General features: G+C 55.3%; 18 protein-coding genes and 1 CRISPR repeat array. Of the genes, 14 read left to right on the forward strand and 4 right to left on the reverse strand.

Going from position 1 to position 23,909, the window contains the following annotated elements:
* Nucleotides 1-230: 230 nt before the first annotated feature.
* The 4 genes from DTL42_RS01270 to DTL42_RS01285 all read left to right on the forward strand — a co-directional run bounded on the left by DTL42_RS01270 (nucleotide 231) and on the right by DTL42_RS01285 (nucleotide 2,660).
* The gene (locus tag DTL42_RS01270) at nucleotides 231-944 is read left to right on the forward strand and encodes a hypothetical protein (protein WP_114366896.1); all 714 of its coding nucleotides are present in this window, start codon (nucleotides 231-233) and stop codon (nucleotides 942-944) included.
* 256 nt (nucleotides 945-1,200) lie between these two features.
* Entirely contained in the window at nucleotides 1,201-1,398 is a 198-nt protein-coding gene (locus tag DTL42_RS01275) for a hypothetical protein (RefSeq protein WP_114366897.1), read from the forward strand.
* Between the two features lie 99 nt (nucleotides 1,399-1,497).
* Complete coding sequence (locus tag DTL42_RS01280; RefSeq protein ID WP_114366898.1) at nucleotides 1,498-1,827, forward strand: hypothetical protein; 330 nt, start codon at nucleotides 1,498-1,500, stop codon at nucleotides 1,825-1,827.
* Nucleotides 1,828-2,024: 197 nt separating this feature from the next.
* On the forward strand, nucleotides 2,025-2,660 hold the full coding sequence (locus DTL42_RS01285; protein WP_114366899.1) for a hypothetical protein: 636 nt from the start codon (nucleotides 2,025-2,027) through the stop codon (nucleotides 2,658-2,660).
* A gap of 20 nt (nucleotides 2,661-2,680) precedes the next feature.
* On the opposite strand, the gene DTL42_RS01290 is transcribed toward DTL42_RS01285, so the two are convergent.
* Nucleotides 2,681-2,866, reverse strand: a complete 186-nt coding sequence (locus DTL42_RS01290; RefSeq protein WP_114366900.1) for a hypothetical protein — start codon at nucleotides 2,864-2,866, stop codon at nucleotides 2,681-2,683.
* 108 nt (nucleotides 2,867-2,974) lie between these two features.
* Between DTL42_RS01290 and DTL42_RS01295 the strand changes: the two genes are divergently transcribed.
* Nucleotides 2,975-3,373 (forward strand): hypothetical protein, encoded by a 399-nt coding sequence (locus DTL42_RS01295; RefSeq protein WP_114366901.1) that lies wholly within the window; start codon nucleotides 2,975-2,977, stop codon nucleotides 3,371-3,373.
* Nucleotides 3,357-4,430 (forward strand): phage portal protein, encoded by a 1,074-nt coding sequence (locus DTL42_RS01300; RefSeq protein ID WP_158545182.1) that lies wholly within the window; start codon nucleotides 3,357-3,359, stop codon nucleotides 4,428-4,430. The genes DTL42_RS01295 and DTL42_RS01300 overlap by 17 nt, the downstream gene beginning before the upstream one ends.
* A gap of 261 nt (nucleotides 4,431-4,691) precedes the next feature.
* Nucleotides 4,692-8,175: direct repeats of the CRISPR family, unit length 36 nt; unit sequence GCTTCAATGGAGCCGCGCTTCAGTGAGCGCGGAAAG.
* A gap of 295 nt (nucleotides 8,176-8,470) precedes the next feature.
* Here the strand turns inward: DTL42_RS01300 and cas4g/cas1g are convergent.
* Both cas4g/cas1g and cas2 read right to left on the reverse strand, forming a co-directional pair.
* A complete protein-coding gene (gene cas4g/cas1g / locus DTL42_RS01305; protein ID WP_199590009.1) occupies nucleotides 8,471-10,246 on the reverse strand; it encodes a CRISPR-associated endonuclease Cas4g/Cas1g in 1,776 nt (591 codons plus the stop codon).
* 15 nt (nucleotides 10,247-10,261) lie between these two features.
* Nucleotides 10,262-10,696, reverse strand: a complete 435-nt coding sequence (gene cas2, locus DTL42_RS01310; protein ID WP_199590010.1) for a CRISPR-associated endonuclease Cas2 — start codon at nucleotides 10,694-10,696, stop codon at nucleotides 10,262-10,264.
* 370 nt (nucleotides 10,697-11,066) lie between these two features.
* Between cas2 and DTL42_RS25930 the strand changes: the two genes are divergently transcribed.
* From DTL42_RS25930 to csb2, 6 genes are all read left to right on the forward strand, one after another.
* Entirely contained in the window at nucleotides 11,067-11,249 is a 183-nt protein-coding gene (locus DTL42_RS25930; protein ID WP_147274121.1) for a hypothetical protein, read from the forward strand.
* 106 nt (nucleotides 11,250-11,355) lie between these two features.
* Nucleotides 11,356-11,523, forward strand: a complete 168-nt coding sequence (locus DTL42_RS27045; RefSeq protein WP_425305509.1) for an HNH endonuclease signature motif containing protein — start codon at nucleotides 11,356-11,358, stop codon at nucleotides 11,521-11,523.
* Nucleotides 11,524-11,722: 199 nt separating this feature from the next.
* Nucleotides 11,723-14,527, forward strand: coding sequence for a type I-G CRISPR-associated helicase/endonuclease Cas3g (gene cas3g, locus DTL42_RS01320; RefSeq protein WP_158545183.1), 2,805 nt, complete (start codon nucleotides 11,723-11,725; stop codon nucleotides 14,525-14,527).
* Entirely contained in the window at nucleotides 14,524-15,309 is a 786-nt protein-coding gene (cas8g2, locus tag DTL42_RS01325) for a type I-G CRISPR-associated protein Cas8g2 (protein WP_114366905.1), read from the forward strand. Before cas3g ends, cas8g2 begins: the two co-directional genes overlap by 4 nt.
* Nucleotides 15,306-16,364: a type I-G CRISPR-associated RAMP protein Csb1/Cas7g gene (gene cas7g, locus DTL42_RS01330; protein ID WP_114366906.1), complete on the forward strand. Its 1,059-nt coding sequence runs from the start codon at nucleotides 15,306-15,308 to the stop codon at nucleotides 16,362-16,364. The genes cas8g2 and cas7g overlap by 4 nt, the downstream gene beginning before the upstream one ends.
* Nucleotides 16,365-16,384: 20 nt before the next feature.
* Nucleotides 16,385-17,881: a type I-G CRISPR-associated protein Csb2 gene (gene csb2 / locus DTL42_RS01335; protein ID WP_114366907.1), complete on the forward strand. Its 1,497-nt coding sequence runs from the start codon at nucleotides 16,385-16,387 to the stop codon at nucleotides 17,879-17,881.
* Between the two features lie 219 nt (nucleotides 17,882-18,100).
* Here the strand turns inward: csb2 and DTL42_RS01340 are convergent, their stop codons facing one another.
* Nucleotides 18,101-18,847, reverse strand: a complete 747-nt coding sequence (locus tag DTL42_RS01340; RefSeq protein WP_114366908.1) for a hypothetical protein — start codon at nucleotides 18,845-18,847, stop codon at nucleotides 18,101-18,103.
* 460 nt (nucleotides 18,848-19,307) lie between these two features.
* Here DTL42_RS01340 and DTL42_RS25935 point away from each other — a divergent pair, with 460 nt between their 5' ends.
* Both DTL42_RS25935 and DTL42_RS01345 read left to right on the forward strand, forming a co-directional pair.
* Complete coding sequence (locus DTL42_RS25935) at nucleotides 19,308-20,357, forward strand: hypothetical protein (protein ID WP_147274122.1); 1,050 nt, start codon at nucleotides 19,308-19,310, stop codon at nucleotides 20,355-20,357.
* A complete protein-coding gene (locus DTL42_RS01345; RefSeq protein WP_114366909.1) occupies nucleotides 20,239-23,886 on the forward strand; it encodes an RHS repeat-associated core domain-containing protein in 3,648 nt (1,215 codons plus the stop codon). The genes DTL42_RS25935 and DTL42_RS01345 overlap by 119 nt, the downstream gene beginning before the upstream one ends.
* Nucleotides 23,887-23,909: the final 23 nt, after the last annotated feature.

A 23,909-nucleotide genomic window follows, 5' to 3' on the forward strand; every position in this document is an offset into this window, starting at 1 on the left:
TAGAAGACATGCCCCGGCGACTTCGGCAAATCGGTCGAAGCAACCCAAGCCGCCTGAGCTTCACAGCCTCGTTTTCCTAAAGCCATCATCCATCCTTTGCAATGGGAAAGTCTTGCTGGAGAATAGCGGGGAGATGAGGGTTTTTCAACGGGCTGCTAAGACGGCATGCGAAAGATGTCTCGCCATTTATTGACGTCAGCACCGGCAGGGTGCGATCCCGATCAGCCATCTTGGGCGAATTTGTTCTCACACATGTTGCCGACGTAGCCGTCGTATTGGACTCACTTATTCAGATGACAGAGCGATCGGCAGCGAAGGCATCTTTTCGATTCTCTAAGTCGATCTATAGCGACATCTCAAAAGGCCTGGTGCGATTTAGCAATCTACAAGCAATGTTACCTGAAAATGGCAAGCGGCAAGCTATTATTAGATTCTACGAATCTGTAAAGAGCATTGGCCGTCTTCAGAACGATCCTCATTTCTGGCTCCAGTATGCTGTCGCACGGATAACCCTGGATAACTTGAAAGAAGCAAGACAGTACTTCAAAACTGCATACGCTCTTTGTAGAAAACGACCGGGATACGACACATCCTTCATCGACAATCATTTTGCTAGATTCCTACTCGTCGACGCAATTGCCAACAATAATCCCTCTCAGGCGATGGACGCATTCAGGCAGGCAGCAACTATAATCACTAGGCAAGCAAGGAAAACCACAAATCGACACTATCCATTTCGAGTCGGTGGTATGTTTGCCGAGTTCTTCGACCATTTCAGCCCTAAACTTAGCGATGAGGAGAAAAAATGGATTCTAGATCGTGCGAGGGATGTACTTCTTGAAATACCAAAGCTTCCACCGAGAATTCAAGACCACTACTCGGTTCGCGATTGTTCCCAAAAACTCTCCGCGATGCTGAGGAAGTGTGAGGCAGACGGGTTTTAAAGTCAGTTGACTTGTCCTGTTATCGTCGTGAGGTCGCGCCCCCAGGCTTAGGTTCTTCCCTGTCCTTTCTCACCTCGACCCCGACGGGAACAGTCGAAAAAGTTGACTTTGTTTCTTTCCCTGTCCGCCCGGCTTGTTTTCGTAAGTTGTGGTAGCCCCTGGTTTTCTGGCTATTTTGGGAAAGATATTGAAAAACGCCTGGACGGGATTGCACGTTTATGCCTATCTTATTGGGGCAATTCGATAGGGGCTGCTTATGAAGATTCATCTGGGCGATCGGGAATCGGTCGTTCTTTTCGGCAAGCGAATTATCAACGATAGTGGCCGGTCCATTGGGCTGGTCGTGCTTGACGAACCAGGCGAATCGATCCAAATCGATCGACGCCCGTATCCAAAACCAAACAAGGCCACGGCCAACGCAATGACGCGACCGCCCAGGCCCGCCTCGGTGTAACATCTTGGCGAGGCGATTACTCGCCTAACAACTATCCGTCGACAACCGACGCGGTAGCGTTGCACCAAAAATCGGCACCGTAACGACACAACGCCGGCCATGTTTTCCGAACTGAAAAGCGGAAAGCATGGCCGGCTTTTTTTGTTTGCAGAGGGGGAAGGGATGCACCCACTATTGGCCAAAATCGCTGGCTATTCCACGTGGTGGATTCAGACGGAACCGCTTCCGTTTCTGATCGCCCTTCTGTTGAACATGGCCGCCTGCTTGGCGGTGTTAGCGTTCTTTGTGTTCCTGGCGGGAATTGCAATCGGAATAACTTGCTCGATTATCGACGCAATCACAAATCATGCTGCGGAAAGTAAGTCGCCACAGCAACAAACGGGCGAAGGATCGCCCAGAAACTTCGGCGATGGAACGCCGAAAACCTGACGCCTGGTTATTGGGGGCAGTGACCAGGCGAAGGGCTGGCGGGAAGGTGGTCAGGGATGGCCCAAGGGTGCAAGGAAGCACCCCTTCCCGCTTTTTCATGCAACGCTCCCGCGTCGGCCTGATTGACTGACCGGAGGCTGGCAGGCGAAGGAACGCCAACAAAAGCATAGGAGCGAACGCGGAGGCGTTCCACCAAAATGGATAGGCGACAAGCTGCGGCTGGGATTTTGTTGTTGGGCTGCTGCCTGGTTGATCGCAAGCAGGCGACCGACTTGGTGGTGCAGTACTTCCGCCCGCAAACGCCCGATCCATCGCGTCCGCCTGCCGATGTCCCGTTTCCGCTGCGAGTGAAGAACTATTGGGGCGGGTCGTGTTATCACGCATCGACCCAGGTTGCTTTGCGTTGGGCCGATCAAGGGGCGATTGCTGACAATTGGCGGCAAAGCTTTGGACGTGCTGCTTCCACCTGGGACATCGCCGAAGTACTCGATCATTACAAGATCCCGTACAAACGGACGCAACACCGGGGGTATGGGGCGAAGGAAAACGGTGATATTCGCGTGCTGAACTATGCCCACGATCACCGCTTGGTTGCGGCGATTACTTACTTCTCGAATCACGCGATTAGCTTCCTGGGCTGGGTCCAAAAAGACAACGTCGAGATGGCTTGTCTGTTGGATAACAACCGAATCAACGGCTTCATTTTCGTCGAGAAGCAGAAGTTCCTGTGGCACTGGCGAAACACGTATTCGGGCGGGGCGATCGTCCCGCTGGTCGATCCGCCGCCGCCCAAACCTTACGACCCCTTGGATTTTTTGGTGAGGCGATCATGAGCGAAGTATCTAAACCAAGGTCAAAACCAGACGGCTGGGCGAACTTGTTCGTGTCGGTCGTGACGAGCTGCTGCTTCGTGATGACCACCGTGGTTGCCTGCCATCAATTCGCCCCACTGGCCAAGAAGTGGTGGAATGCGCCGCGTCATTGCCAGTGCCAAGACTGCCGTGACAACGCCGTGCGTCTCTACCGAATCGAGCGACAATTGCTAGGCATTCCTCCGCAGAATTCAGCCGAGAGGCCGCCCGTCACACCCATGCCATCGATCGCACCGCCAATTATTCAGATGCCCATTTTTTAGTGAGGGGAAACGATGAAACCAAAACCTTTATTGGCGATTGGCGTGGTGCTGATCGGGATCCTGGCCAACGCTGCAGCGCAAACGCCACCACCGAACGAGCCAGAGCAAACCCACTTTGCCAGCGAGATCGAATCGATCGAATTACCCGAACATCGCAAGTGGTACACCGTGCTGGTGACTGCGGACGGCAAGCCTTCGGCGATCGCGGATTGGTTTACGGAAGATGCCCGCCTGGCTGATCTTCGGCAGCGAACCGAATGGCGGCATTATTACAGCACAAGCCCACTGTTTGCGGCACACCTGAAACCGGCTTACGGGAGCGACTACCCGCTGCTGGTGATCCAGGATCAAGACGGAGCCATGCGGGCCCAGTTGGGAGGGACACAACTACATCGTGGGGCGCGGGCCTAATCTGCAGATCCACCACCCCAACCAGGCAGCGGCGAAGCGGTTAGAGCGGAACTTCCGGCGATGGATGAAGCGAACCGGCCTGGCTGCCAAGCTGCGAACGGCGATCACCAGCCTGGTGGGCGACGGAGAAGTCTTTGCCGTCACCGCCAACAATCCAGCCGTGCGGAATGCGGTGCATCTGGACGTGAAGCTATTGGAAGCGGACTACTGCACCGATCTGACGGGGGAGCAGTCGGAAACGTTCGACGATGGCATCGAGTACGACGACAACGGCTACCCGATCGCCTACAACTTCCTCGAACATCACCCCGGCGACAACTTCGGCCAATCGATCTACGGCCGTCCGAAACGCGTTGTGGCCGATCAGGTGATTCATTACTACCGGGTCGATCGGCCAGGTCAACGCCGAGGCGTGCCTTGGGTCGCTCCCGCTTTGCCGCTCTTTGCTCTCATGCGTCGCTATACGCTGGCCGTGACGATGGCCGCAGAGACGGCAGCCACATTTGCCGGCGTTATGTACGCAGACGGCAACCAGGTTGCCCCCGATGAAGAAGTCGATCCGATGGACTCGATCGAGTTCGAGATGCGATCGATGCCCACGCTGCCGATCGGCTGGAAGCTAGGCCAACTCAAGGCCGAACAACCAACCACCACGTACCAGATGTTCCGCGACGCGCTGCTGTGCGAAATCAGCCGTTGCCTGCACATGCCGTTTAACAATGGTGATCAAGAGGCCTCTTTTTTGAAACAACCCAAGGTGGCCAAAACTAGGCGTCCGTGGGACACACATACTCTTAAGTTGTGTCGTGTGAACCGGGGCAACTCTACGCAAAAGACGGGAGACATAGAAACGATGACCAAAAATCCAGGCCAAGATCGATCAGAGCTCAATACGTCGAACAGCGACGATACCGAACCAGACGTTACCGATTTCCCACAGGATGTGGCAGCCGCATGGGCGAATGTCGTTCTGGATTTGTACGAGCAAGGTGTCCGGAATTCCGATAGCGGAAAGCCTAAGCAAGAGCCGCGTCAAAAGCGTAGAAAGGCCGGATAATTCAGGGCATCCGTGCGTTCAATCGCCACGCCAAAACGGACGGACAGGGAAAGAAACTAAGTCCACTTTTTCGACTGTTCCCGTCGGGGTCGACTCATTCGCGGCCCAGGAAGAACCTAACCCGGGGGGCCTGCCTTCACCCTGTTTCATCGCTAGAACATCTGTAATGGCCGTCATGGGCACGCATTCAAAGTTCTTATCGCGTTCATGCTTGGAAGACTTGAGGGGCGATCGTAATCTGACGCCCGCACAGCCTATGGCGCTTCAATGGAGCCGCGCTTCAGTGAGCGCGGAAAGCCGCGTGCGACGTTCTGGCCTTGACCTCTGCACCGAGCTTCAATGGAGCCGCGCTTCAGTGAGCGCGGAAAGTTTTTGAGTCAATGATTGCGATCCAATCTAGTGGCAGCTTCAATGGAGCCGCGCTTCAGTGAGCGCGGAAAGCCGATCAAAGTAAGGCACCGGTAGGCGATGCCTCAGCTTCAATGGAGCCGCGCTTCAGTGAGCGCGGAAAGTAAGTCCATATTAGTTGGAACTTTCAAAGAGTTCAGGCTTCAATGGAGCCGCGCTTCAGTGAGCGCGGAAAGCAAAACACCTGAGAGCGTCTTAGACTGCTTCTCCATCGCTTCAATGGAGCCGCGCTTCAGTGAGCGCGGAAAGCCGGCCATTGCTGGCGCTGACCCATACCCGCAAGCGCGACCGCTTCAATGGAGCCGCGCTTCAGTGAGCGCGGAAAGTAGACGGCACCGGCGGCGATGACTGCACCGGCGGCTAGCTTCAATGGAGCCGCGCTTCAGTGAGCGCGGAAAGTCTAGTACGATTGGCTTGATCTATCATACGATTAAAAGGCTTCAATGGAGCCGCGCTTCAGTGAGCGCGGAAAGTTCTTCTGGTCTTTCCGCAAGTTGGATTGCAAGAATCGGCTTCAATGGAGCCGCGCTTCAGTGAGCGCGGAAAGATTGATAGTCAGGACCAAAAGTTAAAAGGTCCGAATCCCAGCTTCAATGGAGCCGCGCTTCAGTGAGCGCGGAAAGGGGAAGCCTAAACGGGTTTATTCCCCGGAGCCAATCCCGGCTTCAATGGAGCCGCGCTTCAGTGAGCGCGGAAAGCGCCGGAATTGCCAGATCACCTTGTACCAGCCGCAGGTGCTTCAATGGAGCCGCGCTTCAGTGAGCGCGGAAAGCTTCCAGAGAACGCCCGTCTTGTTCCAAAGCTCAAGGCTTCAATGGAGCCGCGCTTCAGTGAGCGCGGAAAGGGAAAGCGGAAGCAGAAATACAAGCCCTTAAAACTCGCTTCAATGGAGCCGCGCTTCAGTGAGCGCGGAAAGATGTTCTGTCTCGAATAATCTCCATCTAAAACTTCATTGCTTCAATGGAGCCGCGCTTCAGTGAGCGCGGAAAGGGCAAAGCTTCTTCCGTAGAATGCTCAGTGACGCCTTGCTTCAATGGAGCCGCGCTTCAGTGAGCGCGGAAAGACCAAATCCAACGGAGTTTTTCAATGTACGACGAATTTGCTTCAATGGAGCCGCGCTTCAGTGAGCGCGGAAAGACGGTGTGCAGTCAATGGTTGTGCTGAACCGCTATCCGGCTTCAATGGAGCCGCGCTTCAGTGAGCGCGGAAAGCGAAATACTAGATACGGAAATTATAAATTTTGTAAAGCTTCAATGGAGCCGCGCTTCAGTGAGCGCGGAAAGTAGATCGATAATACCAGTTACCAGACACGTCTCCCAGCTTCAATGGAGCCGCGCTTCAGTGAGCGCGGAAAGCAATAATGGCTCTGTAACGATCGAGAGAATTCACAGGCTTCAATGGAGCCGCGCTTCAGTGAGCGCGGAAAGAAACAAAGACGGGTCGGCCATCGAAAAAGGAACCGAGCTTCAATGGAGCCGCGCTTCAGTGAGCGCGGAAAGGCGATCGCGGAGAAGGAACGTGCAGCGGATAAGCTGGCTTCAATGGAGCCGCGCTTCAGTGAGCGCGGAAAGCCGGTTTACTCCTGGCGAGATAGCGACTTGGCCAAACCGGCTTCAATGGAGCCGCGCTTCAGTGAGCGCGGAAAGATGATGCCAGTAGAAAAGCCGAGTCTCGGTCGACTTCCGGGCTTCAATGGAGCCGCGCTTCAGTGAGCGCGGAAAGAGCAGCATTCTTCAGCGTGATCCATGCGGGAGAGTTGCCAGCTTCAATGGAGCCGCGCTTCAGTGAGCGCGGAAAGTAGGTGCGATGAAATCACAGGAGAATACACGGTCAGGTAGCTTCAATGGAGCCGCGCTTCAGTGAGCGCGGAAAGCGTCGCAGTAGGCAATCAGTTCAACGGTAAGCACCGAGCTTCAATGGAGCCGCGCTTCAGTGAGCGCGGAAAGGTCACCGTGTCGCCAGGCGATACCTACTGGGTTAGCTCGCTTCAATGGAGCCGCGCTTCAGTGAGCGCGGAAAGGCCTTGATGCCGTGCGTCTTGGTGATCTGGGTCACCGTGCTTCAATGGAGCCGCGCTTCAGTGAGCGCGGAAAGGGGTCAAGGACGTGAAGATTGACCCGTTGAGCAAGGGGGCTTCAATGGAGCCGCGCTTCAGTGAGCGCGGAAAGTCGGCATTGACCTACGACGAGTCGGCGGCGGACATTGCTTCAATGGAGCCGCGCTTCAGTGAGCGCGGAAAGAACCTGCAGTCAGGTTGAATGCTACAGACATTCATACGCTTCAATGGAGCCGCGCTTCAGTGAGCGCGGAAAGCATGATGCCACCAAGGGTGGGCCTGGTCCGGTGGTGCTTCAATGGAGCCGCGCTTCAGTGAGCGCGGAAAGAACACCACTCCCCGCCATAATCCGCCCAGGCGCTCGGCTTCAATGGAGCCGCGCTTCAGTGAGCGCGGAAAGACGAAGTGCAGTACCTGACTTTTGAATCCCTGTCGGGCTTCAATGGAGCCGCGCTTCAGTGAGCGCGGAAAGAAGAGCGAGCCAATTACGACTTTTATTGGCTGATGGTGGCTTCAATGGAGCCGCGCTTCAGTGAGCGCGGAAAGGCCGTATTCTCAAAAATTGAGTTCCCCAGAGTTACAGCAGCTTCAATGGAGCCGCGCTTCAGTGAGCGCGGAAAGGGTGTGGTCTGGTACGGCATCCAATCGCGGATGCAAAGCTTCAATGGAGCCGCGCTTCAGTGAGCGCGGAAAGGAAAAACCAGTATGGACGATGTAGTTTCGCAGATTTGAGCTTCAATGGAGCCGCGCTTCAGTGAGCGCGGAAAGCTGGTTGATGTACAAGCCACGATCCTTGGATTTAGTAAGGCTTCAATGGAGCCGCGCTTCAGTGAGCGCGGAAAGGCAATATTAGCGATTAAGATCACGCCGCATAACAACCGGCTTCAATGGAGCCGCGCTTCAGTGAGCGCGGAAAGATATCGATATTCGTGGCCATGTGCAACGGCCTTCAAGGCTTCAATGGAGCCGCGCTTCAGTGAGCGCGGAAAGTTTCTGACAATCCAACAGCCCGGCTGATGGTCTCTACGCTTCAATGGAGCCGCGCTTCAGTGAGCGCGGAAAGTTGAATGCAATCGAGGAAGTATTCAAGCAACACGGATTAGCTTCAATGGAGCCGCGCTTCAGTGAGCGCGGAAAGACCAGATATCGGTGGAATCTCCCAAGAGTTGTAATGCTTCAATGGAGCCGCGCTTCAGTGAGCGCGGAAAGTTTGAGAGCCTATCCAAGTGCTAAATATGACAAGCAGCTTCAATGGAGCCGCGCTTCAGTGAGCGCGGAAAGAGCGGGCTTCTAACCCTTTGAAATGTATCAACTTAGATCGCACTTTGCGAGAGGCGGGCTCGCGCGGGGTTGTGGGGAGGCTTCGTGGGGGCATGGGCTCCTCGTAAACGGTGAAATGGTAATAGGTTAACGGCTTGCGAGCGGTGCCTGGGGTTTTGACTTTGCTTGGCCGCTCGCGGCTGATTGGGCAGATAAAGTCGTGCAGTGGACCTTGTCTGCCTACGATCTACTCCCTCAGGCATGCGTTTGCAAGACGCAAACAAAGTCACTATGCGAGTGTTCTACCTTGGATGATTTACCGCGTGACGAAGACAGGGTAGTTGTTGATCTCGCCGGTTAGCACGCGGGCCAAGAGGCGGCATTGGATTTCTAAAATGCGGCGGTAGTTCACGCGGTAGCCGAATAGTGGGTGCGTGACCAGGGTGTCCATCCGTTGTTCGTACGCGCGAAAGAACGCCTTGCGACCATCAGGCGTGAGGGCGACGGCGTTGCCAGCCCGGATGAAGTGGTTGGGCTGGATCATGCGAGTGTTGATCGCGCTGAGCACGGCCGAGTCCGCGATCAATGCCCGGAACGGTTCCATCAGGTCCAGTGCCAACGGGGCTCGGCCGTAGCGTGGTTGATGATAGAACCCTAAGTACGGATCGAAGCCGACCGTGTGGCAAATGATCGTCAGGTCTTTCGCCAGCATGCTGTAGGCCAGGCTCAACAATGCGTTGATCGGATCGCGAGGCGGGCGTCGGTTGCGGGTTTCAAAATGAAAACGAAACGCCTTGGCATCTTCCGCATCGGTTTCGTCGTCGATCTTGATCATCCCTTGAAAGTTCTGAAAGTAAACCCGCGCCGCGTTCCCTTCGATTCCCAAAAGCGATTCCAGCGAGCTGGCTTTCTCGGCGTCTTCCTGCATACACTTCATGTGAGCCAAGGCAACTTTCGGCGGTTCGACGTGGTTCCGCTGTAGCATCGTTCGTTGGTTCTTAATCTTACCCGCCACCAGCGCGCGAGCCAGTCGCAAGCAGAACGAAGGGATATCTGCCCAGCGGAATTGCTCGCGGCGAAGGTAAATGTTCTTCACCCCCAGCCCCTGCGTCACGCCGTAGAACCAGCCACCCATCGAGAAATAGGCGATGGGAATTTCAGCCTGACAAATCGCTTGAATGGCCTGCGTGGTTAGCTGGATCGAACCGAACAAATTCACCTGGCAGATCTCGCCCAGCCGAACCTGCTGTATCACCTTCTTCTTATCCTTGACCTGCAACACTTTGCTGGAGCAGCCGACATACAAGCCAGGTTGGTTCAAATACAGCGGACGCAGGTCATCGCGAGAAGGGACCAAGCGGCGTAATTCTTCGCGGGTCGATCCTTCGCCCAGATCGGCTGTTTTTGTGGCGTCGAGTTCGAACAAGGTTAGCTGCGAAGAAGAAATCGGCGAACGACAGGAAGTCGCACGCCGTGTTTCGTCCGGCAAGCAGACACCCACCAACGAGCAGCGTGGGCACTTCGGGCTGTCTTCCAGCGGAGGCGGAATCACGCTGCCGGAAGCCAGTTTTCGGGAGGCGTCGATGGCTGCTAACGTTTCGGCGACCAGCTTCTCGTCGATGGTCAGGCGGACCCGCTGTTTCGTTTTGGCGTAGTAGACGATTGCTTCTTCGCAGACGTAACCGTTATCGCGCAGGATCAACGCTTGAACGGCCAGTTGCGCCCGATCGGCAGGCCACGCGTCAAGCGAACCGTCGTCGGCCTTGCAAGGTTCGCCCCGTTTGTAATCGACCGGCGTGACGGTAGAGCCATCGGTTTCCAACAGGTCGAGCTTGGCGATGATGCCGTACTTGTCGCTGGAAAGGGTCACGCTCCGCATCTTCGCCGGGCGATCGGTTTCGAGCAATTCACCAGCCGGGGGCAACTCGTCTTCTTTCTTGTCGACCCGGCTATGAACCTGGCTTCCTTCGATCGTTTCCAGGTTATGAACGAAGATCCCTTCCACATGTTCGTAGTAGAACAGCCGCGGGCAATAGACATATTCGTTGACCATCCGCGCAGGCATCAACGTTTGTTCTTCCGCTCGAATCATAGCTTGGCCCCTTCATTAAACGATGATGCAAGCGGCATCGATGTTGGTGTAGGCCTTGCCTAGGGCAGAAATCACACGGTCCCCTCGTCCTTCCACCGGGCCGAGATCGACGAAGAGTACCTGGTCTTCGTGGTGGTGAATGATATCGTTGAGGGCATGGCGGCATTTGGCTAAGTCGACCGGCGTAAACTGGCACTCGAAGATCGAGTATTGCAAATGGTCGCCAAAGTCCCGCATCGTCTTGAAGACCTTCCGCAGACGCTTGTCGTCGCAGATGTCGTAACAGACCAGAAATGTATTCCGCACAATCGGCCCCTCATGCTGCAGGAGCCTTGCCAAGAAGCTGGAAGGCAACACTCCGATGAAGAAGTCACCCTCCTGGCCGAAAATCCGCCGCCCGCGCGACGTTGTTGAGATTTCCAGGCTAGTCCGGCGGCAGGGATCCGTCAACACAATCCGTGGGGGAACAACAAAAAGCACCCAAGAGCCACGAAACATGCCTCCGGCCAAGAACCTGGCCAGAGGCATGCGCGTGGAAATGCGTAGGCCTTGCGGTTGTTAATTGGAAATTGCCAAAGAGCAACTGCTTTAAGCAAGGTAGCCGCAGTTTAATCTGCGGAAAACACCTACGGCCCAAGGCGGAAGGAATACAATTAACATGCTTCAATTTAGCCGTTCCACTCTAGGCGTAGCTTATAATAAGGGGACGGTACGCGCCAGGCAAGAGCGACTTAATGTTAATTGTATTCCTACTGCCGAAAAAACATCTTTAACTTACTTGACCACCCCACTAGGGATCAGTATATTTTGGCCATGTGTGATGCACCGGCCCCTCGACTTTGGCGAGTTCGGGGCCGGATGCATCGGTGTTACCGGGCGACGTCTCACTTGGAGCGCCAGCGCCGATGATCTAATGATCGGACGTCGCACCACCGGTGTCAATAGCTTGCTGGTGAAGGAGACACTCAATGAGTGTAGCTCGAAGAACTGGAAGTCGATCTGATGGCGGCTCATGGAATGATGCGACGAAACTCGCAGTTTGGCAAAAAGGCTGTGTCATAGCAGGGTATGATCCCGCAGTATGGAGGATCGATGCTTGTGGTAGCTTCATGCGCTTTTCGGAGTATGGGACGCTAAGCGACTACGGCTGGGAAATTGATCACGTAAAGCCTGTCTCGAAAGATGGCCGAGACGATCTCTATAATCTCCGGCCTTTACACTGGCAGAACAATCGCTCTAAGGGCGATGATTGGCCAAATTGGCGATGCGCAGCTTAGGACGATCTCATGAGTGCTGGGGCTAGACTTTCGCGTCTAGTCCTGGCTTTTTCTTTCTCCAGCGACCAAACGTGTCACTACCCAGAAATTTAATTTAAGCACCATGCAGTGCTAGCGTCGTGCAATATCAAGCGTTAGAATTGCCACCCGCATGGACCGCCTGATGCCACCCGTGCATCGTTGCTTGGGAATGTTAGCTATGCCCTCGAAACTATCTACCGACTTCGCGGTTGCCTTTCAGCAATTAACCGGTCTGGCACCGTTTCCGTGGCAAGAGGATCTTTACCGTCGGTTTATAAGTGACGATACCAGCGGGCGGATTCCGTCGGTTTGTCGGATTCCGACAGGGCTGGGCAAGACGAGTTTGATTGCTGTGTGGTGGATTGCCCGGCAGCATGGTGCCAGTTTGCCACGACGGTTGGTTTACGTGGTGAATCGTCGCACAGTCGTCGATCAAACGACCAGCGAGGTGGAACGAATTTGGCAAAAGATGCACGCGTTGGATGGGGGCGAGCACTTTGCGATTAGCACGCTGCGGGGGCAATACGCCGACAATCGCCAATGGCTGGCCAACCCTTCGCGGCCTGCGGTGATTTGCGGCACGGTCGACATGATTGGTTCGCGGCTGCTCTTCAGCGGCTACCGCATTGGCTTCAAAAGCCGCCCCTTGCACGCCGGTTTTCTCGGCCAAGATGCGTTGATCGTCCACGACGAGGCGCATTTGGAGCCTGCGTTTCAGAAGTTGCTCGAGACCATTCAGGATGAGCAGCAGAAGGAACGCGAACGAAACGGCGATTTACCATGGCCTGGTATGCACGTCATGGCGTTGTCAGCGACGGCGCGGAGCAACGCAAAGAATGTGAACTCGGAAGGGCACCAACCCTTTGAACTCACAAGGAAGGAGAATTCACCGCCGAACGTTATTCCCGAGCCACCGACCGAGCCAATTCACCACGTTTGGCGACGACTGAAGGCGAAGAAGACGCTCCGCCTACACGCATGTGACGACGAGAAGAAGAAGCTCGCCGTCGACGTTGTTGAACGAGCGCTGCAATACAAGGACTCCGGCAAGGCGATCCTTGTCTTTCTCCGAACCGTGGAAGACGCGATGTCTACCATAGGTAGTCTGGAAAGCGAATTCCCTGGTCAAGTGGCCCCCCTTACAGGCACGATGCGCGGCTATGAGCGGGACCGATTGGTTCAAGGTAATCCGGTCTTCGCACGATTCATGCCCGAATCGGACCGTCCTAAAAACATCACGCTCGCTAAAGGAACGGTCTACCTTGTGTGTACCAGTGCAGGCGAAGTGGGGGTGAACCTCTCGGCCGACCACATGGTCTGTGACCTCACCACTTTCGACAGCATGACCCAACGCTTAGGCCGCGTGAATCGCTTCGGCGACCACAACGATGCGGGCGTCGATGTGGTGCATCCGAATCCCGATTCATTTGATGAAAAGCATCCACTTGCACTTGCCCGCAAAGCAACGCTGGCACTTCTGAAACATCTGCATGGCGATGCCAGCCCCAAGGCTCTGGGCGAGCTTCCTGCCGACAGTTGCATCGCTGCCTTCTCCCCCGAACCAAGCATTCTCCCGGCGACCGATATCCTCTTCGACGCTTGGGCGTTGACAACGATCCTAGACAAGCTGCCTGGCCGTCCCCCCGTCGCGCCCTACCTGCACGGTGTCGCTGAGTGGGAGCCGAAACGTACCAACGTTGCTTGGCGTGACGAGGTCGAATTGATCACGGACGAACTAATCGAACGAGAGGGGGGCAATTTTCCACGGGAACTGCTCGCAGACTACCCGCTCAAACCGCACGAACTTCTTAGTGATCGCAGCGATCGGGTTTATGGTGCATTGCAAACGCTGATTGCCGAGCCAAGCAAGAGCTTGAAGGGAGAAAAACACCAAGCAGCTTTAGATCGCGCACAAAAGAATACCCAAACCCATGTCTGGCTCATCGATGAGAGTGGTTCCGTCATGGTGACAACGCTCGGCAAGTTGCTCGACGATGACAAAAAACGAGTGATCGCCTGGCTTGAAGATAGCACGGTCCTTCTGGCACCATCTGTCGGCGGCTTATCAGAGGGAATGCTTGACCCGATGTCAAGCGATGCCGACGATGTGGCCGATCACTGGCTCGACGAAAATAATCAGCCACGCCGCCAACGTGTGTGGGATGATGCCCCGCCGCCGACCTACGAGGACAACGGTTCGACCAAGTTGATGGCATTGATTCGCACTATCGACTTGAATCCGCTATCCGACGAAATCGCGGAGCCGAACCAGGAAGGCGAATTGGAGCGAGAAGTCGCGTCGGAATTGGAATCCAACCAGATATCTAATTCAAGACAGGGGCGATTTTGGCATTGGTTTGCCAGGCCGCGTGACACCGAAGACGCCACGCGTGCGTCGTCCAGGCCGATCACGTGGGATCATCATACCCATGACGTCGTCACCCGGACGACGGAAATCGTGCAAGAATTAGATCTTTCCGAAGACCTCGAACAGGCGATCATCTTAGCCGCCGAACTTCACGACTTGGGCAAGCAACGCATCATCTGGCAGCGTTCGATCGGCAATCCCAACCCGTCCGACTGGCACGCCAAGCCCGGCAAACCTACCCATGGGGCGCGCTGGCGACCGCGTCATCTCAGCAATTATCGCCACGAGTTTGGTTCTCTGCTCGATGTAGAAGAGGAACACGCGGCCAAGCTTGCAGCTCTCAGCGACGAGATGCGGGACGTAGTCCTACATCTCATCGCCTCCCACCACGGATATGCCCGGCCACATTTTCCGCCGGAAGCGTATGACCATGAACGCTATGACACGCAACAGAACCAGCACGCTGCCCACGATGCAATGCGGCGTTATGCCCGTCTCCAACGGCGCTACGGCCGCTGGGGCCTGGCGTACCTGGAATCCTTGCTCCGCGCCGCCGACTGGGCTGCCAGCGCCGAGCCGTCACCTGTACCGACCACGCACGAGGTGAAAGCATGACCCATCCCAAGCCCACGATCACGGTCGACGTCGACGTGACAAACCCTGGCCAATTCTTTGCCTGTTGTGGCCTGCTTGAAATCGCCGACCGCCTCTGGCCGGGGGCGGAGGGGTGGTTTGAGGATTCGGCGTTTTGCATTGATGCGGAGGGCACGCTATCGGAATTGTGGTGTGCGATTGTCGATGCGGAATTGGACGCGTTAGATCCAGGCGACGAGACGGCCTCACCGATGCGATTGGGCGCTCCGATTGATCTTACGCTGGACTGGTGGAAGGACGAGCACGCCGGTGGACGGATGCTGAAAGTCTGGGCCGGTAGCATGCGTGGGGTACGGATAGCGCAGTCGATGAAAGCGGCAATCGCGAATGTGGCCAAGCAAGTCAGCCCTTTCGACTATTCGGCGGTGGTTTATGACCCAGACAACACAAAGAAAAAAGTCGAACCGTTCTACTACGATGCACGCCGCGGCTGGAATGCCCAGCCGATCGACATTGGCTTTTCACCGGATAGCCTAAAAATGATTTCTGCTGCTTATCCGGCGGTGGAGTTCATGTGTTTGGTTGGTCTTCAGCGTTTCAGGCCTCGGCAAACAAAGCAGAGGCGGGTTTTTGAATACCGTACATGGCGAACACCGCTATCCCCCTCTCTCGCCGCCGCAGTAGCATCGGGGGTAATGCCATTGGCTGCCGATGTTTCTTATCGCTTTGAGAACGCGTTTCGGACGGATCAGAAGAAACACAAAGCATTTCTCCCCGCTACCCCTCTAGGAGCTTCACAATGAGCGTTAAACTGGACCAATTCGATAGCTGGCTTACTGGCCGACAGGGTCCGGCTGCGGTCGTGTTACGCGAGTATCTAATTCCCGTTGAGGGTGAGGATGGAGTGCTGTTCCCGCCGACTTTTGCCGCTGGCGACGGCTTTTCTGGCGGATACAACATCGACCCACCGCCAACCAAGGACCAAGCCTGGCAGGATGAGAACGTTTGTCTAATCGATAGCGTCGGTTCGCAAGCCAACCGAATCGAACCGATCTTCAAGGAAGAGCCCTACGACACGTTGGTACCACAAGTCGTGGTCGAGGCGGGGGATCACCGCGTCAATCTGCTGGACGCTGGACACCGCGCGGGAGATGCACTGGTACGCTGCTCAGAACTCGCGGACCAGGTCAACGAGGCATTCCGTGCGGTCGAGCGTGGCGACTATTCCAACCTGGCGAGCTTCGCGCCGACATCCTTGGTATTCGGTGCGTGGAATTCGCGGGGCGAGAAGGGCGCGCAGTCGAAGGTGCCCAGGCTGATTTCCTCGACGATTCGGGCCTTTAATGTCCTGCCGCTTACGCGTGGGGCTCAATATATTCCGGCGATTGAATATGTGGATAAGGGTTGGTTGGATGAGCCGAAGGATAAGAAAACCAAGGACGCTTATGCTGCGCAAGGATTTGTACATGTCCCCGCTTCTGCCTCGCACGGCGGAGTAATTGCAAAGGGGGGAGTTCGCCGGGACGCGACGCTTAGTTTGGCGGCGTTGCAGCACATTAAAGCTGGTGACAACACCGAACAAACGCTGATGTTGCGACGATATGTACTCGGCCTGTCTTTGGTCGCCCTGACCGCCGAGCCCGATCCTTACCTCCGGCAAGGGTGTAATCTCGTTATCAACCCGGAAAAGCCAACTGAGTGTTGCGAGGTTTACCGTAGTGGAGAACGTAAGCCGTTCAAGCTTTCGCACGAGGACGCAATTGCGTTTGCTCAGCTCGCGGCGGAAGCGTTCGGTGTGGGAGAGAACCAGACCGTCGCCTTCGACAAGAAAAAAGCCAAAGCAGACATGAAGAAGTAGGACAAGGACGAGAGAGGCCTATGATGTCCGAATCACTTTGTATTTCAGTTACTTTTCTTGACCCGCGTTTCCACGGCAAGGGCGATGGCGGCGCGCCCGAGTGGCCTCCGTCGCCGATGCGTCTGTTTCAGGCGATGGTCGCGGGCAACGGTCCTGCACTGGGCACGGGAAACGATATTGATGGGGCGCTACGGTGGCTCGAAGCCCAACCCCCACCGACCCTGCTCACCCCATCCAGCAAGACCGGTGTGGCTTGCCCACTCTACGTCCCCAATAATGCGATGGATGTAGTCGCCAAGTCGTGGGGCCGAGGCAACCACGAGAGCAGCATCGCGGAACATCGTACGCTGAAGACCGCCCGACCGACACATTTACGCGGTGGTGACACGGTCCACTACCTCTGGCCGATCGACTCCACGGCTTCTGCCGCGCCGCCGATAGAGCCGCTCGCACGTGCGGTCGAAAAAATGGTGGCGTTGGGTTGGGGCATCGATTTAGTCGTCGCCCAATGTCGAGTATTGTCGTCAACTGACTCAATCGGCTCGGGACTAGAAAAGTGGGAAGTTGCCAAGGGCGGTGGCACCAGTGTGCTGCGTTGTCCTGTTTTTGGTTCTCTTAATGCCCTTATGGAACGTTATTCCGCGTTTCTTGATCGACTGGCTGACAACACCTTCAACCCCGTTTCGCCACTTACCGCGTACCAGGCTGTGCCCTACCGCCGTTCAAGCGACCCGGTCGGTCAACCCGTCGAATGCTTTGAACTACGAAACGCCGACGATTCGTATTGCACGTATCCGCAGCAGAAGTTGATACATATCGCAGGTATGGTGCGGCATCTTGCCAAGGAAGCAATGCAGCAGTCGTCTCCCATAGGTGTTAGTGAAGATTGGGTAGAACGGTACGTCGTGGGGCACCGCGATAGTAACAACGGAAACCATCATCAGTTTTCGTACCTTCCTCTGCCGTCGATCGGACACATGCATGTCGATCAAGCGGTACGGCGGGTAATTATCGCGGCGTCTGTGGGTGATGATATGTGGTTGGAGCATTTAGCGGCCCGTCTCTCCGGACGGCAGCTTAAGCCAGAGAATCACAACGAATTTGGCCCGAAAGGCGCGCCTTATCTGGCGAGAATCGCTGGAGATAATGTCACCCGCTGCTACACGCGAGCCGCACGTGTGTGGCATAGTGTGACGCCGGTTATTTTGCCGGGGCACGACGATCACAAACCGGCGAAGACGCGTCGGCTGATTGAGAGAGCCTTGGACAACGCGGGAATTACTCAGCAGTGCGAGTACGAGTGGAGTCCCCAATCCCGCTTTCGAAAATCGTATTCCGCCCACAAGTACGATCGACACAAGAAGGCAACCGGCTATTTACGCCCAGACCATCTTGCTTCGCAAACCGCAGTTCATTTGACCTTGCGTTTTCTAAACTCCGAACCATCCGGTCCCATCGCCCTAGGAGCTGGCCGTCATTGCGGGTTCGGGCTGATGACGAATTTCGAGCCAACCTAATTGACTGTTTATCGTAGGACACGGCTGAAGTCCGTAAGTTTCGCTGGAGCTTAAAGGTGGCCGCCATACACTGGAAGCTGCCACGAGCCAAACGAAAACAGATCGCATCATGGCAAGACTTCTGGGATACCCTAGCAGTCTCCGAAGCCAAGCAGAGCGAGTGTGGTTGTGGGGTGGCGAACCGTTTTCGCATGCGACGAAATCGATGCTTGGCCCCAATTAATCGCACTGGTTGACGACACCAATCGTGCGGCAACGTCGACAATAGGTGATGATTAGCTGCGGATTGAAGTCGCCAAACAAATTCATTTCAGGCGACTCTTCGTACAGAATCAAGGGAAGGGTTGGCGTTCCAAAGAAACCTTCTTTGCAACGCCTCCTCCAGTCGGGACAGCTAAACGATGCGTTCTGGCCGAAAGGTTGGACCCATTCTAGTTGAATCATCGTTGACTTCTTCGTTCCCTTTTCCCAAGGAACAACGCAGTAGGGCGACCAGTCACCCCCCCAACGCTCATCGACAATGGCAATCGCACGTTTCATCTCTCGCCGCGAGAGCTTTTTGAGCGAGAAAACACCTGCCCATGCCAGGGCGTCCTCTGCCTTCCGAGGATTGTAGGGAATCTCAGCCCCTAACAACGGTTGCCCAGGGGATTTCATCGCATCACGCAAATCAAGGGTCTCGCTAGTGTTGATGATCTCGACCAGGAAGTCATCATGAACTCGATAAGCAAATGAATCGAAATCTGGCTTACGTGTTTGATAGAGGATCGGCAACGTAGCCGGCAATCCCTTGCATTTTGGAAAAGCGACTTGTGAATTGACGCTGAAGAGCAAGTCGTAACGAGAGTCCTCAATCCGCCGAGTATCAGAATCGACATGGTAAGTCCCAAGGTCGATTTGTGCATCCTTCTCTGGCGAAGTTTCAAAGATGCGTTTATTCCGGTGATCAAAAAATGTCAAAGCCATGAAATCTGGATATCGGATCTACTTCACGCCGAGCAGTCTGTTGATTTTCTGTTTCAATAACGGGGCCGATCTGAGAAATTCAACCGCCTGCTAGGAACCGGCGAGAATAGGAGGTTAATATTGTTCGACGCACCTCGCATTTTAGCCACAGATCAGCAGGGATGCAGGTACACGGCGTGGTCAGCAAGCCGCTTTTCTCTTGTCAGGCTGGCTGAAAATCTTTAAGAACGCCACAATTACAGCCTGAAAGCTTCAATGACAATTGAATTGAACTTTTTTGCCCCGCTGCAAGTTCACATTATCGAGGGCGTTGCGATTGTAGGGAGAAGTGGCTATGCGTCTCGGGTTGGTTTCATTGCTTCTGGTCTTCACGCTGGTTTCCGCTGGCTGGGGAGACGAGTCAGAGACGCTGTACCAGAAGCAAGGGCGACTGCTGAATGCCAGCAAGGAGGCTTGGCTGATGCTCGACCTTGATAAGTTACTCGCGATTTATCGTGAGCTACGCGATATCACGGCGAGAAGTTCGGACGAGCATCGACATCTTGATGTGCCGGAAACTGAATACATGCTCGACGGCCTAGAGCAGGGGCACGCGTTTTCAGGCGAGCGTAAACAACAGTTTGCCGAATATATGCAAGCCAGAATTCGTGGCTATATCTGTGATACGCAAAGCGACTTTGGCAATGCATGCCAGCACCATCGACGCTCCTTAGAATTGGGTAAGTCATTATTCGAGGAAGGTGATTACTTCGTCATTGATGCTCAGCTTCGTATTGCACGGTCTCTGTTGCTAGACAAAAGCCCCGCAGGTCTTGTTGAAGGCACACAAATTGCTCTGGGTGTCAGGGATATCCTTCAAAAGCAATCGATGACCAATTCCTACCATTACCGCGAAGCGTGCGACATCCTCACCAAGCTATATTCCCAGAGAAACATGTATGACCGAGCAGTTGAAATAGGGGAAGCGACGATTAAATTATACGACTCACAAGGTGAATCGCAGTTGGGGGCTGCGGCACTTCTGACAAGTGTTGTGGCGGAATGTGCAAACCGAGCAGGTAATCACAAAAAGGCTCTTGAGATAGCGAAGAGTGGGATCGATAAGAAGCCACTCCTTGTCGGAAAATTCGCTCCGGCAAGTCTACGCCTGCTAAGCGAATATGCTCGCGCGAAAATCGCCCTCGGCGAGACCGAGGGTGTCGACCGAGCCTTTGATAAGATCGTAAGCCTCTCGGACCAATTTGCAAACGACGGCTATTACTCTGTCGAGTTGCGAATTGAACATCGCGAAGAATATCTTGCGTTCCTGAAAAAACTAGGCGACTCCGGTTCGAACCTATACGTACGATGGAAATGGCCGACTATCAACCAGGACCGGCCCTGGTACGTTAGTGACGACCTACACCTACGATTCGACAGGACGCCTTGCTTCGGTTACGGAATCAGGCGGAGAAGAAACGCAATACACCTCCCAGCAGCAGTCATCCTTATGGGGAGGACTCCCCGTTGAAACAACCATCGACTCTCGCGGCGTGGAGATCGTGCGAGATTACGATCGCTTCCACAACATCAACTCAGAAACGGATGCCCTCGGCAATGTCACCTATTACATCCGCGACGAGGATGGACTTCTCCTCAAGAAGATTCTTCCCGATCCAGATGGAGCAGGGCCATTGGGAACGCCTATCTATATTTACACGTACGACAGTCGCGGAAACCGGCTAACCGAGACCTTGCCTGATCCGGATGGAGCTGGTCCGCAAACGGCTCCTGTCACCACGTATACCTACAATGTCCATGGCCAATTGGAAAGCGTGACCGACGCCGAGTCGCAGACGGTCAGCTACACCTACAACTCGGCCGGCATGATGGTGACCATGACCGATCCGCGCGGGACGACCGTCTACGCCTACGATGCCCTCGGTCGGCAGATTGCGATGTATGAACCTGATCCCGATGGGGCAGGCCCACAGCTCGCCCCGGTGACCCTCACCCAGTACAACAGCGACGGCGAACTGGCGGCTACCATCACCCGTGATGGCAAGACCAGCTACGTATATGACAACCTCGGACGCGTCGTCACCGTCACTCAGGCCGATCCCGATGACGTCGGCCTGGGCGTTGCTTCCGGAATTGGCTCCGGCACCGGGGCCACCGGCACGGCATCGGGCGGACCAGAAATTGTGGTCACCGACGGCGTTCTGTCCGGCCAAGTTCTGACCGACAACGCCTCTACCGTCAGCTTCGGTACGGTCGACGTCGGGCACTCGGCGATCCGCACCTTCGAGATTACCAACATCGGCGATAGCCCGCTGACCATCAGCTCGATGACGCTCCCTAGCGACTTTAAGATTATCTCTTATTCGGACGCGGAAATCGGGGCAGGCAAGTCAACCACGATCACCATTCAGTTCACCCCCACTTCGGTCGCCTCCTACTCGGTTGCCCTCACCATCAACAACGACGACGCCGATGAATCGACGTTCGAGGTGCAGCTTACCGGTGTCGGACAGGCCAGCACCAACGGCAGCGACCTGGCCGCCGCGACGACCTACACCTACGATGCCGTTGGCCGCCAAACGAGCGAGACCGATGCCCTTAGCAACACCACCAGCTACGCGTACGACGGCCTCGGTCGACTCGTCCAGAAAACGGACGCCGAAGGGGACCAGACCACGTACACCTACGACGGCAACGGTAATCGTCTCACGCTGACCGATCCGGAGGACAACACGACCACTTGGACGTACGATGCCCTTAATCGGATGCTCACCAACACAAATGAACTAGGGAAGAAACAAAAGTACATATACGACGCCGCCGGGAACCTCACTTATTACACCGACCGCAATGGGCGTGTGACGCGTTATTCGTACGACAACCTGCAGCGTCGCACCGTTGAGAGATGGTGGAATGGTAGTTCCTACGATCGGTATCTTACCTACAAATACGACGCTGCCTCGCAGCTTACGGAAGCCAGCGATCCGGACGCGACCTACACATTCACTTACGACAACCTCGGCCGCAACACCAGCACCGAGCACGACCTGGCCGCTCTTGGCTTCGACGTGGTGATCGACGAAACGTACGACGCCCTCGGCCGCCGCACTGGCCTGGCCGCGGAGATCGACGGCACCGATGATCTGGTCAACAGCTACGCTTACGACTACCTGAACCGCATGACTCAGGTCACCCAAGGTTCGCAAGCAGGCGGCAACGTGGTCGCCGAGAAGCGGGCCAATTTCAGCTACGATGCGGAAGATACGTACCAGTTCACCTCCATCAGCCGCTATGCCGATCTGGCCGGGACCGAACTGGTCGCAACCAGCACCTACGGCTACGACGCGGCCGATCGGATCACCAGCCTGACCCACGCCGACTCCAGCAGCAGCACGCTGGCCGGTTACACCTGGAGCTACGACGAAGGGAATCGCCTGACCGATTTCACGGTTGCCGGTTACTCCGCCGAAGACGCCACTTACACCTACGACGACACCGACCAGCTAACCGGAGCCGATCGCAGCGGCACCACGTCCGACGAGTCGTACACCTACGACGAAAACGGCAACCGCACGAACACAGGCTACTCGACCGGCGATAATAACCAACTCCTCTCCGACGGCACGTACAATTACACGTATGATGACGAAGGGAACCGCCTCAGCAAGACGAATATCTCCACCGGTGAGGTCATCGAATACGAGTGGGACTACCACAACCGTCTGGTGAGTATCGTCACCAAGAACAACGTGGGTGTCGTGACGCACTCGGTCGACTACATCTATGACATCTTCGGCCGCCGTATTGGTAAGATCATCGACGCCGACGGAGCCGGAGCAGGCACCGCCACGGAAGTAAACTACATCTACGATGGCCTCCGGGAAGAGCGGGGCAACGCTGGGGATCACATCCTACTGGCCTTTGATGAAAACGACGACCTGACCCAGCGGATGCTATACGGTCCAAATGTCGATCAAATCTTAGCGCAAGAAGACGTCACCAGCTTGCTGGTGGATGGGGAAGTCCTGTGGGCGCTGACCGATCACCTGGGCAGCGTGCGAGACGTCGTCACGTATGACGTAATGGCTAACACGACAACGGTCAAGAATCACATTGTGTACGACGCCTATGGGGATATTGCGGGCGAAACGAGTGCCTGGGTGGAGTTTGCCTTCGGGTTTACGGGACGGGAGACGGATGAAGAGAGCGGGCTGTATTACTACCGGGCACGGTACTACGACGCAGCGATTGGGAAGTGGAGTGGCGAGGATCCGATTGGGTTTGCCGCACTTGACGACAACTTATACAGATACACATACGGCAGCCCAACTTATTCAGTAGACCCTTCTGGGCATACAGGTTATAGCGAAGTCATAACAACTGAAAGCACCAATGCCATTGTTAATCGTTTTAGAAGATGGGTCACATTCACGGCATTCACAGGCCGCCTCATAGACGCCGACATCAATGGGTCAAGTCGTCCGCAGGAGGTCGTGCCTGAAATCGACCTCAACCTGCAGGATCATGTCATACTGGAGTCGGAAGACAAGCAATGCGCAATCATATATCGTGCCACAAGGATGGTTGTACAGGTTGGCACACTGATACCAAGCGATAACGTATACTGGCCAACACCACAGGACAAAAACCAGACACCAATGGTATGGACAAACAAAGGCGTGACCGACATACGCGACCATGAAGCAAAGAGACGGATGATTTACAAACTAGCAACCGAAAAGTATATAGACCCAGTGTCACACAAAGGATCACTGATAGATTCCGTCGGACCGGTATGGAGAAGTACTCCGGGCCAAGCTAAAAAGGAGCTATTGGACTGGTTGTACGACGTTCAGCTGCAGGCCAAGATACAGTTCAAAGCCTATGTCAAAGATGCACAGCTGGTCCTAGGGAATGAGGTTGCGAACGCGGATATCTATCCCCGGCCTGACGGCAAATACGACATTCACAACGGCTACAAAAAATACGAACAGGTGCCCCCGCCCCCCGATGCGAAGTTCTCTCCGGCGCCAGTGTAGCCTGCTCACTATTTTCACACAGC

Origin of the sequence: Bremerella cremea (assembly GCF_003335505.1) — a bacterium.
Taxonomy (GTDB): Bacteria; Planctomycetota; Planctomycetia; order Pirellulales; family Pirellulaceae; genus Bremerella; species Bremerella cremea_A.